The 17,439-nt window shown below is 60.9% G+C and carries 15 protein-coding genes; 8 read left to right on the forward strand and 7 right to left on the reverse strand.

All coding sequences use genetic code 11. The features are described 5' to 3' along the window. The first annotated feature begins 118 nt into the window (after window positions 1-118). Both dcuC and OKB77_RS03180 read left to right on the forward strand, forming a co-directional pair. Window positions 119-1,495 (forward strand): C4-dicarboxylate transporter DcuC, encoded by a 1,377-nt coding sequence (dcuC, locus tag OKB77_RS03175; protein ID WP_201951695.1) that lies wholly within the window; start codon window positions 119-121, stop codon window positions 1,493-1,495. 134 nt (window positions 1,496-1,629) lie between these two features. After that, entirely contained in the window at window positions 1,630-2,769 is a 1,140-nt protein-coding gene (locus OKB77_RS03180) for a M20 family metallopeptidase (protein WP_201951681.1), read from the forward strand. 141 nt (window positions 2,770-2,910) lie between these two features. Here OKB77_RS03180 and OKB77_RS03185 read toward each other — a convergent pair whose 3' ends face one another. The 4 genes from OKB77_RS03185 to asnS all read right to left on the reverse strand — a co-directional run bounded on the left by OKB77_RS03185 (window position 2,911) and on the right by asnS (window position 7,725). Next, the gene (locus OKB77_RS03185) at window positions 2,911-3,567 is read right to left on the reverse strand and encodes an adenine nucleotide alpha hydrolase (protein ID WP_201951679.1); all 657 of its coding nucleotides are present in this window, start codon (window positions 3,565-3,567) and stop codon (window positions 2,911-2,913) included. A 173-nt stretch (window positions 3,568-3,740) separates the two neighbouring features. After that, the gene (locus tag OKB77_RS03190; RefSeq protein ID WP_005337916.1) at window positions 3,741-5,084 is read right to left on the reverse strand and encodes an anaerobic C4-dicarboxylate transporter; all 1,344 of its coding nucleotides are present in this window, start codon (window positions 5,082-5,084) and stop codon (window positions 3,741-3,743) included. Window positions 5,085-5,458: 374 nt separating this feature from the next. Beyond that, a complete protein-coding gene (locus tag OKB77_RS03195) occupies window positions 5,459-6,214 on the reverse strand; it encodes a substrate-binding periplasmic protein (RefSeq protein ID WP_201951676.1) in 756 nt (251 codons plus the stop codon). A 110-nt stretch (window positions 6,215-6,324) separates the two neighbouring features. Next, entirely contained in the window at window positions 6,325-7,725 is a 1,401-nt protein-coding gene (gene asnS, locus OKB77_RS03200) for an asparagine--tRNA ligase (RefSeq protein ID WP_005337914.1), read from the reverse strand. A gap of 200 nt (window positions 7,726-7,925) precedes the next feature. On the opposite strand from asnS, the gene OKB77_RS03205 reads away from it, so the two are divergent. Then, window positions 7,926-8,270, forward strand: a complete 345-nt coding sequence (locus OKB77_RS03205) for a hypothetical protein (protein WP_139441191.1) — start codon at window positions 7,926-7,928, stop codon at window positions 8,268-8,270. A gap of 9 nt (window positions 8,271-8,279) precedes the next feature. Here OKB77_RS03205 and OKB77_RS03210 read toward each other — a convergent pair whose 3' ends face one another. Together OKB77_RS03210 and bioA are read right to left on the reverse strand one after the other, a co-directional pair. Then, window positions 8,280-9,092, reverse strand: coding sequence for a HAMP domain-containing protein (locus OKB77_RS03210; protein WP_005350472.1), 813 nt, complete (start codon window positions 9,090-9,092; stop codon window positions 8,280-8,282). Window positions 9,093-9,269: 177 nt separating this feature from the next. Further along, on the reverse strand, window positions 9,270-10,544 hold the full coding sequence (gene bioA / locus OKB77_RS03215) for an adenosylmethionine--8-amino-7-oxononanoate transaminase (protein WP_201951674.1): 1,275 nt from the start codon (window positions 10,542-10,544) through the stop codon (window positions 9,270-9,272). Between the two features lie 193 nt (window positions 10,545-10,737). On the opposite strand from bioA, the gene bioB reads away from it, so the two are divergent. The 5 genes from bioB to htpX all read left to right on the forward strand — a co-directional run bounded on the left by bioB (window position 10,738) and on the right by htpX (window position 15,551). Further along, window positions 10,738-11,826, forward strand: a complete 1,089-nt coding sequence (gene bioB / locus OKB77_RS03220; RefSeq protein WP_005344369.1) for a biotin synthase BioB — start codon at window positions 10,738-10,740, stop codon at window positions 11,824-11,826. Further along, on the forward strand, window positions 11,823-13,019 hold the full coding sequence (gene bioF / locus OKB77_RS03225; protein WP_201951670.1) for an 8-amino-7-oxononanoate synthase: 1,197 nt from the start codon (window positions 11,823-11,825) through the stop codon (window positions 13,017-13,019). The genes bioB and bioF overlap by 4 nt, the downstream gene beginning before the upstream one ends. Further along, entirely contained in the window at window positions 13,012-13,827 is an 816-nt protein-coding gene (bioC, locus tag OKB77_RS03230; RefSeq protein ID WP_201951667.1) for a malonyl-ACP O-methyltransferase BioC, read from the forward strand. Before bioF ends, bioC begins: the two co-directional genes overlap by 8 nt. Window positions 13,828-13,887: 60 nt before the next feature. Further along, on the forward strand, window positions 13,888-14,565 hold the full coding sequence (bioD, locus tag OKB77_RS03235) for a dethiobiotin synthase (protein WP_005337893.1): 678 nt from the start codon (window positions 13,888-13,890) through the stop codon (window positions 14,563-14,565). Between the two features lie 113 nt (window positions 14,566-14,678). Beyond that, window positions 14,679-15,551, forward strand: a complete 873-nt coding sequence (htpX, locus tag OKB77_RS03240) for a protease HtpX (protein WP_005337890.1) — start codon at window positions 14,679-14,681, stop codon at window positions 15,549-15,551. Window positions 15,552-15,627: 76 nt separating this feature from the next. On the opposite strand, the gene OKB77_RS03245 is transcribed toward htpX, so the two are convergent. Continuing rightward, the gene (locus tag OKB77_RS03245) at window positions 15,628-17,340 is read right to left on the reverse strand and encodes a methyl-accepting chemotaxis protein (protein WP_021231121.1); all 1,713 of its coding nucleotides are present in this window, start codon (window positions 17,338-17,340) and stop codon (window positions 15,628-15,630) included. Window positions 17,341-17,439 lie beyond the last annotated feature (99 nt).

Genomic DNA, 17,439 nt, shown 5'->3' on the forward strand with positions numbered 1-17,439 from the left:
TGGCCGACATATTATGCTAATGAATCACGGTGACGGCACCTTTATTGATAGGGATCAAAGGCAAACAGTGGTCAGATCACTAGATTTCGCTCTTCGATAAATTTATCAGGAGTGAATATTGGAACTTTTATTCGTCTTGCTCGTTCTGGTCGCCGTGGTCTACGGCATTATCAAGGATTACAACCCGCAGGCGGTGTTGGCGCTGGCGGGCATGGCCATTTTTGCAGTGGCCTACTGGCTGGGGCTGCACCCCATTCTCCCCGCAGACAAGAGCACCGGCTTCGCCCTGTTCGACCTGTTCGAAGTGTTCAAGGGGATCTTCTCCTACCGCGCGGCGGGCCTCGGCCTCACCATCATGGCGGTGGCGGGTTTTGCCACTTACATGTCCCATATCGGGGCCTCCCAGGCGCTGGTGCGAGTGGCGGTCAAACCGGTGGCAGGCATCCAGTCCAGCTACCTGATGCTCTCCATCTGTTATCTGGTGGCGGTATTCGTCTCTCTGTTCGTCACCTCCGCCACCGGCCTTGGCCTGCTGTTGATGGTCACCATGTATCCGGTGATGCGCAACCTCGGCATCAGCCCGGCCTCCGCCTGTGGTGTCATCGCCACCTCACAGGCGTTTGAAATTGGCCCGACCCAGACCAACGCCATCTTCTCCGCCGGCCAATCCCGCATGGATCCGACCAGCTATTTCGTTGACTACCAGATCTGGCTGGTGGCCCCCATGCTGCTGGTGACCATGGTGCTGCACTTCTTCTGGCAGCGTCACTGCGATCGCAAGGATGGCTGGGATCCTGCGCTCCATCGCGGCGATCACGCCGAGCTGGACGAGCAGGGCACCGAGAGCGTGCAGGCGCCCACCTGGTATGCCCTGCTGCCGATCATCCCCTTCGTGCTGATGATGACCTTCTCCAAGCTGCTGGTGAGCGACATCAAGATGAGCGTGGAGGTGGCCATGCTGCTGTCGGTCTTTATCGGCATGCTGTGCGAGCTGCTGCGTAGCCGCTCGGTGCGTACCGCGTTTGCCGGGCTGTCGAGCTTCCTCGATGGCATGGGCAAGGTGTTCGGCCCCGTGGTGGCGCTCATCGTCTGTGCCGAGCTGTTTGCCGAATCCCTCAAGGCCATCGGCGCCATCGATACCCTGCTGCACTCTGCCAGCAATGCCGGTATCGGCAGCGGTCTGATGACCCTGGTGATGGTGGCGCTGATCATGGTAGCGGCGGTCATCATGGGCTCCGGCAACGCGGCGTTCCTCAGCTTCTCGACCCTGGCACCGGCGGTGGCGGCCAAGTTTGGCGTACCGGCGGTGACCATGCTGCTGCCGATGCAGCTCGCTTCCAGTATCGGCCGCACCGTCTCCCCCATCGCTGCGGTACTGATCGCCTGTGCGGGGATTGCCAAGGTATCGCCCTTTACCGTGGTCAAGCGCACCAGCGTGCCGATGGCGGGGGCGCTGGTGACGGCGTTGACCCTCAACTATCTGCTGTTTATGTAGTGATGCGGGTTATGTAGTGGTGTTTGGAATTTACCGGTCGGGCGGGTGGCATGGCTGCCCGCCTTTTTCTCACTGTGTCGCATTGTTGCAATAGACGATCGGCCATCAATGCTGATTGTTGCATGGAGAAGATAATGACAGTTGTAAAGAGCCCGTTTTCCCTCGATAGCTATCTGGCCGATCTGGCCCCGCTCATCAACCTCGATTGCGGTACTCGCACCCCGGCCGGGGTAGCGAAGGTGGCCGACATCATGACCGAGAAATATGAGGCCATCGGCTGGCAGGTGACCCGCCACCAGTTCGCTGCCGAGTGCGGCCCCTGCCTCGAGGCAACCAATGCGCCGGGTGCCGATCACTACGACGTGATGCTGTGCGGCCACATGGATACCGTCTTCCCCGAGGGGACGGCGGCCAAGCGCCCGCTGAAAATCGAAGGCAATCAAGCCTTTGGCCCCGGTGTGTCGGACATGAAGAGCGGCCTGCTCTCTATCTGGTATGCCCTCAAAGAGATGGATCCGGCATTGCTTGCCAAGCTCAAGGTGCTGGTCTGCTGCAACTGCGACGAAGAGATTGGCTCCCCTTGGTCGAAAGATTGGCTGGTGGAGAAGGCCAAACAGAGCGGCTGCGTGCTGGTGGCCGAGGCGGCTCGTCCCAACGGGGATCTCATCAGCGCCCGCAAGGGCAATGCCAAATATCGCATCACCTTCCACGGCAAGGCGTCCCATGCCGGTTCGGCCCTCACCGAAGGTGTCTCTGCTATCACCGAGCTGGCGCATTGGGTGCTGGCCATCAACGAGCAGGTCAACATGACCACGGGCACCACCATGAACGTCGGCGTGGTACAGGGCGGCACCGGCGTCAACGTGGTGCCGGACTTTGCCGAGGCGATCGTGGATTTGCGCTTCTGGAGCAACGAAGAGGCCGCTGCGGTACACGACCGGCTCACCTTTATGGCTAACAACCCCTTCCTCGCGGGTTGTCGGGTCGAGGTGGATCGCCAGACCTTCAAGCCGGCGATGCGCCCGAGCGGTGACACCGAGGCGTTGATGGCGCTGGTGGAGGCGGCAGCCAAGGAGGAGGGGATCCCCTTCAACTGGCTGGAGGCCGGTGGCGGCTCGGATGCCAACTTCACCGCCGCCGCGGGTGTGTCGTCCCTCGATGGTTTCGGCCCCATGGGGGGCGGTTTCCACTCGGAGGCGGAGTTCCTGCTGCTGGAGAGCATCGAGCCACGCATCCGCCTGCTGCAGCGGGTGCTGGGCAAGCTGGCGAAATAAGCCGGTTTATTTCTTGTTCGGGTCGTCATGGCCCGCTCAAAACTGGCCCGATCAAACCCAAACGGGAGGCTGTTGCCTTCCGTTTTTTTATCTCGATTTTTCGCGTGTCCCTGAACGAGCGTGCCAGATGGCCTGAGGCCGTTATCCCTGTGGCTCGGCCAGATAGGCCAGATGATCCTGCCGCGCCACCTGCCAGCCATCGAGGTGCAGCGGGGCGGCAAAGCCCGGGCCGTCGGTCACCATGGTGTGGTATTCCCCCTGCTCGCCGCAGGCATCGAAGCCCTCGCGCTCGGCCAGTTGCTGCAGATCGCTGAGGGTGGCGGCATCGAGGGTGCGCCCAGTCCACTCGGGGGCCAGTACCCGGGTATCGACGCAGGAGAGGTGGGCGACGATGCCGCGGGCCAGCATATCCGCCAGCAAGGCTTGACGAGATTGTTGCCAGAGCGGGGTATGGACGGTGAGATCCAGCGGCTGGCAGCGTTCGCGGATCCAGTTTGGTGCGCCGCCCACGCTGTCGATATCGCCGGTGACTACGCCATCGAGTTGCCACTCCTCCTTGAGCCGTGCCAGTTCCCGCTCATAACCGAGATCGAACGGCGCTTCTATGGTGACCAGCAGATGGGGCAGCCCGAGGGCTTCCGCCTGACGGCGCACCAGCGGCAAGGGGTGAGCGAGAAATCGGGGCTCTGGCGGCGCAAAGGTGGCCAGTGCCACCACCTGATGGCCCGCTTGACGGGCATGACAGAGGGCCAGCATGGCATCTTTGCCACCGCTCCAGAGCAGGATGACGCGAGACATGGATGAGATTCCGGTGGTGAACGAGGGGGCATGCTACCCAGCGGCGTGGGCAGAGGTAAAGGTATTGTGTCCGGAAATGGCGGCGGGGAAATGGTTGGGGTCACAGAGCGGGAAAAAAGCAGGCCCCCGAAGCGGGGGCCTGTATTGCAATAGCGTGGTAAACGCCGCTGCGATTAGAGCAGGATGCTGGTGAGGATAAAGCCCAGCGAGCAGGAGGTCACCACTCCGATCAGCCCCGGAATGATGAAGCTGTGGTTGATGATGAACTTGCCGATGCGGGTGGTGCCGGAGCGGTCGAAACCGATACAGGCCAGATCGCTCGGGTAGGTTGGCAGCACGAAGTAGCCGTAGCTCGCCGGCAGGAAGGCGATCAGCAGCTTAGGCTCCACACCCAGCGCCAGACCCATGGGGGCGATGGCGGTGAGGGCGGCGGCTTGGCTGTTTACCAGCTTGGAGATGAGGAACAGCACCAGGGCGTAGGTCCAGGGCTGGGCCTGTACCACATGGGCCAGGGTCTCTTTGAGCAGGGGCATGTGAGCCTGGAAGAAGGTCTCACTCATCCATGCCACCCCGAATACGGAGAAGATGGCGACCATGCCTGCCTTGAAGACGGCGCCGTTGGCGATCTCGCCCGGCTTGACCTTGCAGCGCATCAGGATGATGGCACCGGCGATCAGCATCATCATCTGGATCACCAGGTTCATGGAGAGCGGGCCAGTTTTGTCCTTGATGGTGAACACCGGACGCAGACCTTCGTTGGCACCGAGCAATACCACGGCAGCGATGGCGGCGAAGAAGATCCAGGTAGACCAGTAGGCCTCTTTCGGGAACTTGGTATTGAGCAGGGTTTCACCACCGCCGTAGATGAAGGCACGCTGCTCCGGGTCTTTGATCTTGGCCTGGAACTCTTCGTCCTTGTCCAGATCCTTGCCGCGACGCAGGCTCCACAGGGCTGCCACGATGACACCGGTCAGGGAGGAGGGGATGGCGATCATCAGGATGTCGAGCAGGCCGTAAGCCTGACCGATACCGTGACCGGCCGCCAGAATGGAGACCATGGAGACCACGGCAACGGAGACCGGGGAGGCGCAGATGGCCATCTGGGAGGCAACGGAGGCCACGGCCATCGGACGCTCGGGACGGATGTTCTTCTGCAGCGCGATGTCGGCGATGATGGGGAACATGGTGTAGACCACGTGGCCGGTACCGCACAGGAAGGTGAGGGTCCAGGTGGTGAGCGGCGCCAAGATAGTGATGTATTGCGGGTGACGGCGCAGCAGGCGCTCGGCCACTTGCATCATCAGGTTGAGGCCACCGGCAGTCTGCAGGGTGGCGGCACAGCCGATCACCGCCAGAATGGTCAGCATTACCTGAACAGGCGGTTCGCCCGGCACCAGGCCGAAGACGAAGGTCAGCAGGAAGAGACCGATACCACTGATGAGACCGAGTCCCATGCCCCCAAAGCGGGTACCCAGCAGCAAGCAGCCGAGTACCACCAAAAATTCCATCAAGATCATTCCGTTACCTCGTGTGATTCAACCCATATTGCCGCGGGTAGCCTGAACCATGAATTGTCATTGTCTGTTTTATTTAGCCCAAAAGGGTTAGTTGCTATTCTGCTCCCCTGAAAAAGTGAAAAAATTGAGTTACTTCAATAACTCGATGAATTTTTGATTAAACCACTTAAAAACCACGTACTAACAAAAACATCATTTTTGTCACCAGCTGGTATCACTCGGGGCCAAGCCAGCGGGGGGTCATGGTGGCCGCACAGTGCGGCAACAGAACTGCAGGGGAGGGGCATAAAAAGGGCTCGATTGCGGCAGAAGAGGGTGAAAAAGCCAGCGCTCAGGCTATTTTTGCCAGCAAGGGCTGACTTCGGCGGGTTGGCTCACTTGGCCGCAGGTGCTTGCTGCAGATAGCGGCGCTGATAATCTTCGCTCAGCTTGGCAATATCCAATCTGGCAATGGCCTGTGCCACCCGTTGCTGCAACGCCTGCTGATCGGGGCGAAACATGATGTGCAGGCTCTTGTGTTCGAGGATCTTCGGGTGAAACTGTAATCTGGCGCTGATCAGCTTGCGATCATGGTTGATGAGCCAGTGGAAGACATCCCGGTCGATCACCGCCAGATCGAGCCGGTCGCGCTGCAATTTGCGCAGGTTGAGCAGGTCAGCATCGACGGCGGCAGTGTTGAGGCGCTTGCTGGCCATCAGTGCATCGAATTCACGCGTGTTGACGTACCCCTCCACCACGCCGATCCGGTAGGGGGCGAGATCCGTGAGCTGCTGCCAGGGGATGGGGGGGCCTGAGCGCTGCGCCATACCGAGCACGCTGTCGCCTACGCTGGCGGAGCTGCGCCACAGAGTGGGCAGGGTGTCGGAGAGGTACTCGGGAAAATAGCCGCTATAAGGCTGGGTCGGGTCGGCCGCCAGCCGCACCGCCCGCTGCCAGGGATAGAAGTCGAACGTCACTTCCAGTCCCGCTTCGGCAAAGGCGCGTTTGACGATATGACCGGTAAGGCCGCCATCGGGCAGGCTCTGGCTGGTGTAGGGGGGCCACTCCAGGGTGGTCAGACGAATGGGCTCGGCCCACAGTTGAACAGGCATGCAGGACAGCAATAGCGAGAGCAGCAGGCGATATCCCATAGGCGACGAGTTCCTTGTGCCGGTTGATCCTGAGTATCACCCATAACGGTGACAATAAAAAAGCCGACCCGCAGGTCGGCTTTTGCAATGCAGTGGCAATATGCCGCTGATCAGAACTCGGCGGTACGTGGAGTACGCGGGAACGGGATCACGTCGCGGACGTTGCCCATACCGGTCACGTAGACTACCAGACGCTCGAAGCCCAGACCGAAGCCGGAGTGCGGCACGGTACCGAAGCGACGCAGGTCGCGATACCACCAGTAATCTTCCTTGTTCAGGCCCATCTCGGCCAGACGGGCATCTAGCACGTCCAGACGCTCTTCACGCTGGGAACCACCGATGATCTCGCCGATGCCGGGTGCCAGTACGTCCATCGCGGCAACGGTCTTGCCGTCGTCGTTGAGGCGCATGTAGAAGGCTTTGATATCTTTCGGGTAGTTCTTCACCACCACCGGAGACTTGAAGTGCTCCTCGGCCAGATAGCGCTCATGCTCGGAGGAGAGGTCGATACCCCAGGAGACCGGAAACTCGAACTTCTTGCCGCAGTTTTGCAGCACTTCGATGGCGTCGGTGTAGTCGATCTGGGCGAAGTCGGAGGAGACGAAACGCTCCAGACGGCCGATGGCATCCTTGTCTACGTGCTGGGCGAAGAACTCCAGATCGTCACGACGCTCGGTCAGTACGGCGTTGAAGACATACTTAAGCATGGCTTCGGCCAGTGCGGCGTTATCTTCCAGATCGTTGAAGGCCACTTCCGGCTCAACCATCCAGAACTCGGCCAGATGGCGGCTGGTGTTGGAGTTTTCAGCGCGGAAGGTCGGGCCGAAGGTGTAGACCTTGGAGAGGGCGCAGGCATAGGTTTCGGCGTTCAGCTGGCCGGATACGGTCAGGAAAGCCTCTTTGCCGAAGAAATCTTCGTTGTAGTCCACCTTGCCGGCGTCGGTGCGCGGCAGGTTTTCCATGTCCAGAGTGGAGACGCGGAACATCTCGCCGGCACCTTCGGTGTCAGAAGCGGTGATGAGCGGGGTCGCAACCCAGAGGAAGCCCTCTTCGTGGAAGAAGCGGTGGATGGCTTGCGCCAGGCAGTGACGAACGCGGGTCACGGCGCCAACGATGTTGGTACGCGGGCGCAGGTGGGCCTGTTCACGCAGGTATTCGATGCTGTGGCGCTTGGCGGCCATCGGGTAGGTGTCCGGATCTTCGACCCAACCGACTACCTTCACCTCGGTCGCCTGCAGTTCGAAAGCCTGGCCGCTGCCCTGAGAGGCGGCAACCACGCCGGTCACTTCCACGGAGCAGGCAGTGGTCAGACGCAGCACTTCATTCTCGTAATTGGCCAGGGTATTGGGGACAACTGCCTGTACCGGATGGAAACAGGAGCCATCGGAAATGGCCAAAAATGAGATCCCCGCCTTGGAATCACGGCGAGTCCGGATCCACCCTTTGACAGTTTGGGTGGTGCCGACCGGATACTTACCGGCCAGCACATCTACTACGGATGCGTGCGTCATCGAAATATTGTCTCCAGCTTGTTCTTGCAGCGCTATTTGCAACACTAGGGAGTCTGGCCCGGGCACAGATGGCCCACCATGGCAGACTAAGCCGTCAATCTTACCCGCGCGGGTTTGATAAACAAGCAAAAATGTCGGACTCTGGTGGGGTTTTCGGCATGGTTCACTCAACAAGAGTGTCACGGGCGCAGGAGAGGTGGGTGAAAGATCGGCGGCATGGGCCAGATTGGCTGACACGGTTGTTGCAGGGGCTGGTGATGCTCTGCTGGGGCGGCTTTATCGTGCTGCTCTCCCTTTACCACTATGCCCGTCCCGAAATCGCCTACGGTTTTCTGGTCTATGGCGGGATCGAGGTGCGCGATTATTGGGACCCGGCCCTTACCCCCTGGCTGGTCTACGGGCTCTGGAGCTGCTGTGCCCTGACGCTGGCGGTGTTGCTGCTGGAGCGCAAGCGCAGCCGCCGTCAGGATGATTCCCGGCATGTCAATCTGGCCATCCTGCTATTGGTGCTGATCGCCAGTCTGCTTTTCTACTACGTCGGTTAAGCGTTCGTCTTAGCGGGGCTGATCCGGCTCCTGCCTGCTGGCCTTGGTGCGTTTGCCGAGCTGGCGCTCCACACTGTCGAGCATCTGGTTGTAGGCCACCGCCACCCGGCCAATCTCGTCGCCGTCATCCCCCTCCAGCCGGTGGCCGAAGTCGTGCAAGTCGGTGGCCTCTTCCATGGAGCGGGTCAACTGGTTGAGGGGGCGCACGATCCAGGTGCGGATGACCCAGAGGGTCAGCAGCAGTCCCATCCCGAAGATGCCGGTGAGAATGAGCGCCGAGGTGAGAATATTCTGCTCGACCCGGGTAAACAGCGAATCGAGGGAGTAGTCAAAGCGCACGGCCCCTAACACAGTGTTCTCCGGCACCAGATGACAGCTGGTGCAGTCGGTCCCGCGAAAATCCTTCTTGGCCAGCAGCGGTCGGGTGACCACCAGACGGCTGTGCATGCCGTTGTGCACCACCTCCAGACTCCCTTTGCCCGCCAGAGCCAGCTCATCAAACTCATCTTTTACCTGCTCTGTCTCCCGTCCCGGCCCGAACTGTTTGCTCACCGCATCGCCACGCACGATGCGGGCATCCTCCACATGGGCGTGGTCGAGAAACTTGCCGCGCAGGGTATCGCGGGCATCCATCTTGCCAGTCAGCATCAGCATGTTGAGGCCATCGAAATAGGCTTCGGTCTGCTCGCGGCTCTGCTCCTTGATGAGGGTCAGGATGAGATCGCGCTCGCGCACTGCCTGATAGGCTGCGGAGAAGACCAGTACCATGGAGAAGATGAAGAGCAGGAAAAAGTTGATTTTGGCAGCAATGGAGAGGCGCATGAGCAGTCTTTCTTGATGGTAAAACCGCAGCAGTTTACCCCTCTTGGGGCCTCAGGTCTGGTGTTTTGCTCACATTACGGCAAGTGAAACTGCACTGAAGTGGATAAAGTTGCCCTCTTTATATATCAAATGCCGGTAGTCAAACGGGCGGCAGCGATGGCCGCCCGTTGCATTGCATTAAAACTCGCCTTCGGTGATGGCCTGACGGATGGCGCCGGTCAATACCCGCAGCTGTTCGGGGGTTATAACGAAGGGGGGCATCAGGTAGACCAGCTTGCCAAAGGGGCGGATCCAGGCGCCCAGTTCGACAAACTTGCGCTGGATGCGCGCCACATCCACCCGCTCTTTCATCTCCACCACCCCGATGGCGCCGAGCACCCGCACATCAGCGACCGCCGGGTGCAGGGTCAGCTCTACCAGTTCGGTACGCAGCTGATGCTCGATGGCGCGCACCCGCTCCTGCCACGGTGAGGCCAGCAGCAACTCGATGGAGGCGTTGGCCACCGCGCAGGCGAGGGGATTACCCATAAAGGTGGGGCCGTGCATAAAGACCCCCGCCTTGCCGTCACAGATGGTACGGGCGACATGCTCGGTGGTTAGGGTCGCCGAGAGGGTGAGGTAGCCGCCGGTGAGCGCCTTGCCCAGACACATGATGTCGGGGCTGATCCCCGCCCAGTCACAGGCAAACAGCTGGCCGGTGCGGCCAAAGCCGGTGGCAATCTCGTCAGCTATGAGCAGCACGCCGAACTCGTCGCACAGGGCACGCACCCACTGCAGGTAGCGGGGGTGGTAGAAGCGCATGCCGCCAGCGCCTTGCACTATGGGCTCAAGCACGATGGCGGCTATCTCCTCGTGATGATCGGCCATGAGTGTGGCCAGCTCCACCACGCACTGCTCGTCCCACTCGGCGTGGAAGCGACAGTTCGGCGCATCGACAAAATAGTGTTCCGGCAGGAATCCCTTGTAGAGCTCGTGCATGCCGCCATCGGGATCGCAGACGCTCATGGCGCCAAAGGTGTCGCCGTGATAGCCGCTGCGCAGGGCGACAAATTTGGCTCTGGGCGTCCCCCTGGCGTGCCAGTACTGCTGCGCCATCTTGAGCGCCACTTCCACCGCTACCGAGCCGGAATCGGCCAGAAAGACCCGATCAAGCTCCTTCGGAGTGATCTCCACCAGCTTGCGGCAGAGCTCGACCGCCGGGGGGTGGGTCAGCCCGCCAAACATCACGTGGGACATCTTGCCGAGCTGGGCGGTGGCGGCAGCGTCCAGTTCCGGCACCTGATAGCCGTGCACGCAAGCCCACCAGGAGCTCATGCCATCCACCAGTTTGCGGCCATCGCTGAGGGTGAGCTTCACCCCTTTGGCGCTGGCCACTTCATAGCAGGGCAGGGGGTGAGTGAGTGAGGTATAGGGGTGCCAGATGTGGTGCAGGTCGAATTCTTGGTTGGTCATTTGTTGTTCTGTTGTCAATTGGTTTGATCTGGTCGGTGTTGACAGTCTACGCGTGCTCTCTACACTAGCCAACAATTTCAGCCACTTGGCACTGCGCATCACCCTGAGCGCGCGGGCCCGGCGGCGGGTTTTGTGGCCGTCCATCCCAAGATGGCGGGCGCAGGATCCCACTAATAACAACCGGAAGCCATGTATGAATGCTCTCACCGCGGGCGGTCACGCCCTTCGTCACGACTGGACCCTCGCCGAGGTTCAGGCCCTGTTTGCCCTGCCGTTCAACGATCTGCTGTTTCAGGCCCAGACTGTCCACCGCGCCCACTTTGACCCGAATGAAGTGCAGGTGAGTACTTTGCTCTCCATCAAGACCGGCGCCTGCCCGGAAGATTGCAAATACTGCCCCCAGAGCGCCCGTTACCATACCGGTCTTGAGGCCGAGCGGCTGATGGAGGTGGAGAAGGTGCTGGAGCGGGCCCGCGAAGCCAAGGCCAATGGCTCGTCCCGTTTCTGCATGGGGGCCGCCTGGCGCAACCCCAAAGAAAAAGACATGCCCTACATCATCCGGATGATTGAGGAGGTGCGCGGGCTCGGTATGGAGACCTGCATGACTTTGGGGATGCTTACCGCGGATCAGGCTGCGCGTCTTGGCGCTGCGGGGCTCGATTACTACAACCACAACCTCGACACCTCGCCGGAGTTTTACGGCGAGATCATCTCCACCCGCACCTATCAGGATCGGCTCGATACCCTGGAGCACGTGCGCAGCGCCGGCATGAAGGTCTGCTCCGGCGGCATCGTCGGCATGGGCGAGCAGGCCAAGGATCGGGCGGGTCTGCTGATGGCGCTGGCCAACTTGCCCCGTCATCCCGAAAGCGTGCCCATCAACATGCTGGTCAAGGTGAAGGGAACGCCGCTGGAGGATCAGGAGAACCTCGATCCGTTCGAATTTATCCGCACCATCGCCGTGGCACGGATCATGATGCCAGCCTCCCATGTGCGACTCTCTGCCGGGCGGGAGAAGATGAACGAGCAGATGCAGGCGATGTGCTTTATGGCCGGGGCCAACTCCATTTTCTATGGCTGCAAGTTGCTGACCACTCCCAACCCGGACGAAAACAGCGATATGCAGCTGTTCAAGCGGCTCGGTATTCGTCCCGCCCAGCGGGCCCAGAAGCCGGATCAGGTTCAAGAAGAGGAGCTGCTGGCCGAGGTGAGCCGCCAGAGCGAACCTGCCGAAATGTTTTATGACGCCACCCGCCCCCGTGCAGGGGCTGCGCGGTCATGAACGGCCCTGCAGTAACGGGCCCCTTTGCATTGGGCGCTGCGCTGGCCGGGCGCGAACAGGCTGGCCTGCTGCGCAACCGCATCGCGACCGACGGGGCGAGTGGCGGGTGGCTCAGGGTTGCAGGGCGCGACTACCTCAACTTTTCCGCCAACGACTATCTGGGGCTGGCTGATCATCCCGCCATCAAGGCCGCCTTCAACGCGGGGATTGAGCGCTATGGTGCGGGCTCCGGCGCCTCGCCGCTGGTGACCGGTTACAGCCGTGCCCACCAAGAGCTTGAGGAGACCCTGGCCGAGTGGCTCGGGGTGGAGGCGGTGTTGCTGTTCAACTGCGGTTTTTCCGCCAATCAGGCGGTGCTCAAAGCGCTGCTCGGCAAGGAGCATCTGCTGTGGCAGGACAAACTCAACCACGCCTCTTTGCAGGAGATGGGCAGCCAGCTCCCTTGCAAGATGAAGCGTTTTGCCCACAACGATATGGCGGCCCTTGAACGGCAGCTTGAGCCAAATCGCGGGCTCATCGTCTCGGAGGGGGTGTTCAGCATGGACGGGGATCAGGCCCCCTGGGGTGAGCTCGCAATCCTCGCCGCCCGGAGCGGCAACTGGCTGATGATCGACGATGCCCACGGCCTCGGCGTGCAGGGGCCCGAGGGGCGCGGCACTCTGGCGGCGCAGGGGGTTCCTCCTGCCAGCGTACACATCCAGATGGGCACTTTTGGCAAGGCGCTCGGGGTTGCCGGTGCCTTTGTCGGCGGCAGTCGCGAACTGGTGGAGTATCTGGTCAACTTCGCCCGCCACTATGTCTACAGCACCCATATGCCCGCCGCGCAGGCTTGCGCGGTCAGCAAGAGCATCGAACTGGTGCGCGCGGCTGATGAGTCCCGCGCCCATCTTGGCCAGCTGATCGCTCGCTTCCGGCAAGGGGCAAAGGATCAGGGTTGGCAGCTTGGCGCGAGCGATACCCCGATCCAGCCGCTGCTGGTGGGGGAGAGCGTTGCTGCTTTGCAACTGGCTGAACGGCTGCGCGAATGCGGCGTCTGGGTGAGCGCCATCCGCCCGCCCACTGTGCCAGTCGGTACGGCCCGGCTGCGCATTACCCTGAGCGCGGCTCACCGCGAGCAGGATGTGGATCGCTTGCTCGATGCCTTGGGGGTCTGCCCTGCAGTTACAACGCTTGGGGAGGCTCACCATGACTGAGCGTTTTCAAACGGTCGACAAGGCGCAGCTTGCTCGCCGTTTCGGCGCCGCCGCTCGTCATTACGATGCCCACGCCCGCTTTCAGCAGGAGGTGGGTCAGGCGCTGTTGGAATGGATGCCAGACAGGCTGGTTGGCACTGATCTGACGGTGAGCGGGCTGGATCTGGGCTGCGGCACCGGCTTTTTCTTGCCCCAACTGGCGAACCGTTGTCACCAGCTGGTGGGGCTTGATCTCGCCCCCGGCATGCTGGCGCAGGCCGCCTTGCGTGGCAGCGGTGCTCGCCTGCTCTGCGGCGATGCGGAGCAGCTTCCTTTCGCCGATAACGCGTTCGACTGGATTTTCTCCAGTCTGGCGCTGCAGTGGTGCGAGCGTCCGGCCCAGGCTTTCGGCGAGCTGCTGCGGGTGGTCAAACCGGGCGGCCAGATCTTTTTCTCGACCCTGCTCGATGAGTCGCTCTGGCAGTTGCGAGCCGCCTGGCAGCAGCTTGATGGTCGCGCCCATGTCAATCGCTTCCTCAGCCTGCCACAATTGGAGCAGGCGCTGGCGAGCGCCGGGGTATCAGCTCCCGATCTGCGTTGTATCACCTGGGATCTCGCCTATCTTGAATTGCCGCAGTTGTTGCGCGATCTCAAGGGGATTGGGGCCAATCAGATCAATGACAATCAGGGGAGTGCCGCCCCGGCCGGTCTGAGCGGTCGCGCCAGATTGCAGCAGCTGGCGCAGGCGTATGAGGCGTTTCGCCAGCCCGATGGCAGGCTGGTCGCCAGTTATCGGGTGTGCCTCGGCCGTCTCAGCAAGCCTCGCTGAGCGCCGGGAATCGCAGTGTGTGCAGGGCAGTGTGCTACTCCCTGCCAAGGAGAGAACCGTATGAAATCATTCTTTATCACCGGCACCGATACCGATGTGGGCAAGACGCTGGTGGCGCGCACCCTGCTGCGCGAATTCAGCGCACAGGGAATCAAGTGCGCGGGTTACAAGCCGGTCTCGGCCGGATGTGCCCGCACCCCGGACGGGCTGCGCAACCTGGATGCCGTTCTGTTGCAGGAGGCGGCGAGCCTGCCGCTGCCCTATGAGGTGGTCAATCCGTTCGCCTATGAGCCGCCGATTGCGCCCCACATCGCCGCCAGCGAGGCGCGCCAGCCTATCACCATGCAGGGGTTGAGCGAGGGGCTACGCAAGATTGAACAGGCCGGGGCCGAGCTGGCGGTAGTGGAAGGGGCGGGGGGCTGGTATCTGCCGCTCGATCGCAAGCATCTGCTGTCGGACTGGGTCAAGCAGGAGAACATGGCGGTGATCATGGTAGTGGGGGCCAAGTTGGGTTGCCTCAACCATGCGCTGCTCACCTTTGCCGCCATTCGCAATGATCAGCTGCCGGTGGCGGGGTGGGTAATTAATCGGCTCCATGGTTCCATGAGCCATTATCAGGAAAATCTGGACACCCTGAGGGGCTTGCTGCCTGCCCCCTTCCTCGGCGAAATTCCTTTTATAAACAATCCGCTTGAAGCCGATTTGCAGGGGCGTCTTGATATCTCGCCGCTACTTTGACGGCATATTCAGCGAACATTCATCGAATCTCCCTAGAATGTCGACATTAACATGATCAGGTGGGGATCCCGAGTGATCCCCGGTCATGTCCCTTATCTTCACAAGGAGTCTATATGAAGCGAATTATGCTATTCCTGGTGACCAACCTGGCCGTCATGCTGGTGCTGGGGGTGGTACTCAATATCCTGTTCTCGGTTCTGGGGATCAACAAGTCCAGCATTTCCGGGCTGTTGGTGTTCTGTGCCGTGTTCGGTTTTGGGGGTTCCTTTATCTCCTTGCTGATGTCCAAGTGGATGGCAAAGCGCAGCTATGGCGTCCAGGTCATCGAGCAACCCCGTAACGAGACCGAGCACTGGCTGGTGAGCACTGTGGCCCGTCAGGCCCGCGAAGCGGGTATCAAGATGCCGGAAGTGGGGATCTACGACTCTCCCGAGATGAACGCCTTTGCCACCGGCGCCCGCCGCGATGATTCGCTGGTGGCGGTCTCCTCCGGCCTGCTCTACAGCATGAGCCGTGACGAGGCGGAAGCGGTACTGGCCCACGAGGTTAGCCACGTGGCCAATGGCGACATGGTGACCCTGACCCTGATCCAGGGTGTAGTGAACACCTTCGTGATGTTCTTCGCCCGGATCGTGGCTGGCGTGATCAGCAACTTCTTCAGCTCCAACAACGAGGAAGAGAGCAGCAGCACCGGCGGTTTTGCCTACATGATCACAGTGTTCGTGCTGGAGATGCTGTTCGGTATTCTGGCCTCCATCATCGTCATGTGGTTCAGCCGCCAGCGTGAGTTCCGTGCCGATGCCGGTGCCGCCAAGCTGGCCGGTCGCGACAAGATGATTGCCGCCCTTGAGCGCCTCTCTCGAGGTGCCGAGCCGCAGTTGGAAGGCTCCATGATGGCCTTTGGCATCAACGGCAAGCGCTCCATGAGCGAGCTGTTCATGAGCCACCCGCCCATCGAGCAGCGTATCGCCGCCCTGCGTGGTTGATAGATACTGAATGACGGGGAATACCCTGAATAAAAAACGGCTGCCTTCGGGCAGCCGTTTTGCTTTTCAGCGTTCTTTAAAGCTTGAAATGCCCCATCTCCTGGCGCAGTACCCGTGACAGCTGCTTGAGCTTGGCCGCCTCTTGGGATACGTGGCGGGCGGCATCCCCTGACTGTTCGGAGAGAGAGGTGATGTTGCCGACGGTAGAGACCACCTCGTTGGCGGCGGTGGACTGCTCGCGCAGGGTGTGGCTGATCTCCCCCATCAGGCCGGTGAGGTTGGAGGCGTGGCTCTGGATGCTGGCGATCGCCTCGCCGGTCTGGTTGGCCAGCGTGACCCCACGGGAGACGTTGTTGACCGTGTTCTCCATGCTGCGAATGGAGGCATCCGCCCCGCTCTGGATCTTGCTGATCATCCCGGTGATCTGCTGGGTTGAGGCCGCCGAGCGACTGGCCAGATTGCGCACCTCGTCGGCGACCACCGCAAAGCCGCGACCCTGTTCACCGGCCCGCGCCGCCTCGATGGCCGCGTTGAGGGCCAGCAGGTTGGTCTGATCGGCGATGCCGCGGATCACCCCGATGATCTCCGAAATCTGCTGGGTATGGCCGTTGAGCTCGGAGATGGTGCTGGCCGCATCCCCCACTGTGGTGGAGATATTCTCGATGCTGCCGAGCGTCTCTTTAATGACCCCTGACCCCTCCTCCAGGGTATTGGCTGAGACCTTGCTCAGCTCGTCGGCATGAGTGGCGTTGTCGGAGAGGTGACTGATGCTCACCACCAGCTCCTCGATGGCGGCGGCCATGGTCTGGGTGCTGGTTTGCTGATCGGTGGCAAACTGGGCTGTCTGCTCGGCGATCTGGGCGATGCTGTCAGCAGAGTGGGACAGCTCCTCGGTGGAGTGGGAGACCTTGGCGATGATCCCCTTGAGGGTGGTCTGCATACCGCCGAGCAGACCGATCAGGCTCTCTTTCGATCCTGGCGGCACCTTGATGGGGCGCGAGAAGTCCCCTTCCGCCATCATATGGAGATCGGTCTTGAGCTGTTCGACCGAGGTGCCCACCAGATCGAGCAGGGAGCGATAGGTGCGCCAGAGGAAGAACATCAACACCAGACCGAGGGCGATAAAGAGATACCGCAGCATATCGGTATTGGCGATGGCGCTCTCGACTGCCTCATGGTTGCGCTGCTCCATCATCACGTAGAAGTCATCGATGGGGGACATGATGCGCCCCTTGTTCTGGTGATAGGCCTTGTCATGCATCATGGCGATGGCTTTTTGCTGGTTGGCAACCGGATCGCCATCGCTCTGCTGCACCAGCTTGAAGGCGGCGACCTCGGTGTTGACCAGGGCATCCGAGTTGTTTTTGGCCTCGTTAAGTTTGGCGAGTTCGCCGTCGGTGAAACCGGCATCCTTCATCAGGTCGATCAGGCCACGGCGAACATTGCTGTCGGGGCGGGGATTCTGGCCGTTGGCGGCGACAAAGTCCCAGTAGATACGGTTGTAGCCATCCGGCCTCGGCTGTTCGCCGTTGCGAATGGCTAGGATCCGCATGTACTGCTGTTCGTAGGCTGGATCCTTGGTGATGACATAGGTGCGACCGAGTCGGGTCAGATCATCGGAGGATTGGCGCAGTTCGTCGGCCAGCAGGTAGGAGACATATTGTTGTCGATAACTCTCTTCCAGTTGTTTCCCAGCCCAGCTGTAGGCGAAAAACACCAGTGACAGCAGGATCAGGGTGATGACGGATAGCAGCAGGTTGAGCTGAAAGGCGGGCTTGTTCTGTTCCATGGTATGGGCGTCCTTTCCCTATGGCTGAGTGTCGTATGGAGCATCGCCAAGTCAATGGCTGGCAAGGCTTTTTGCTCTGAGAGTATAGGAAGGGAAACT

It is taken from the genome of Aeromonas sp. Y318-3 (assembly GCF_027706185.1).
Classification (GTDB): Bacteria; Pseudomonadota; Gammaproteobacteria; order Enterobacterales; family Aeromonadaceae; genus Aeromonas; species Aeromonas veronii.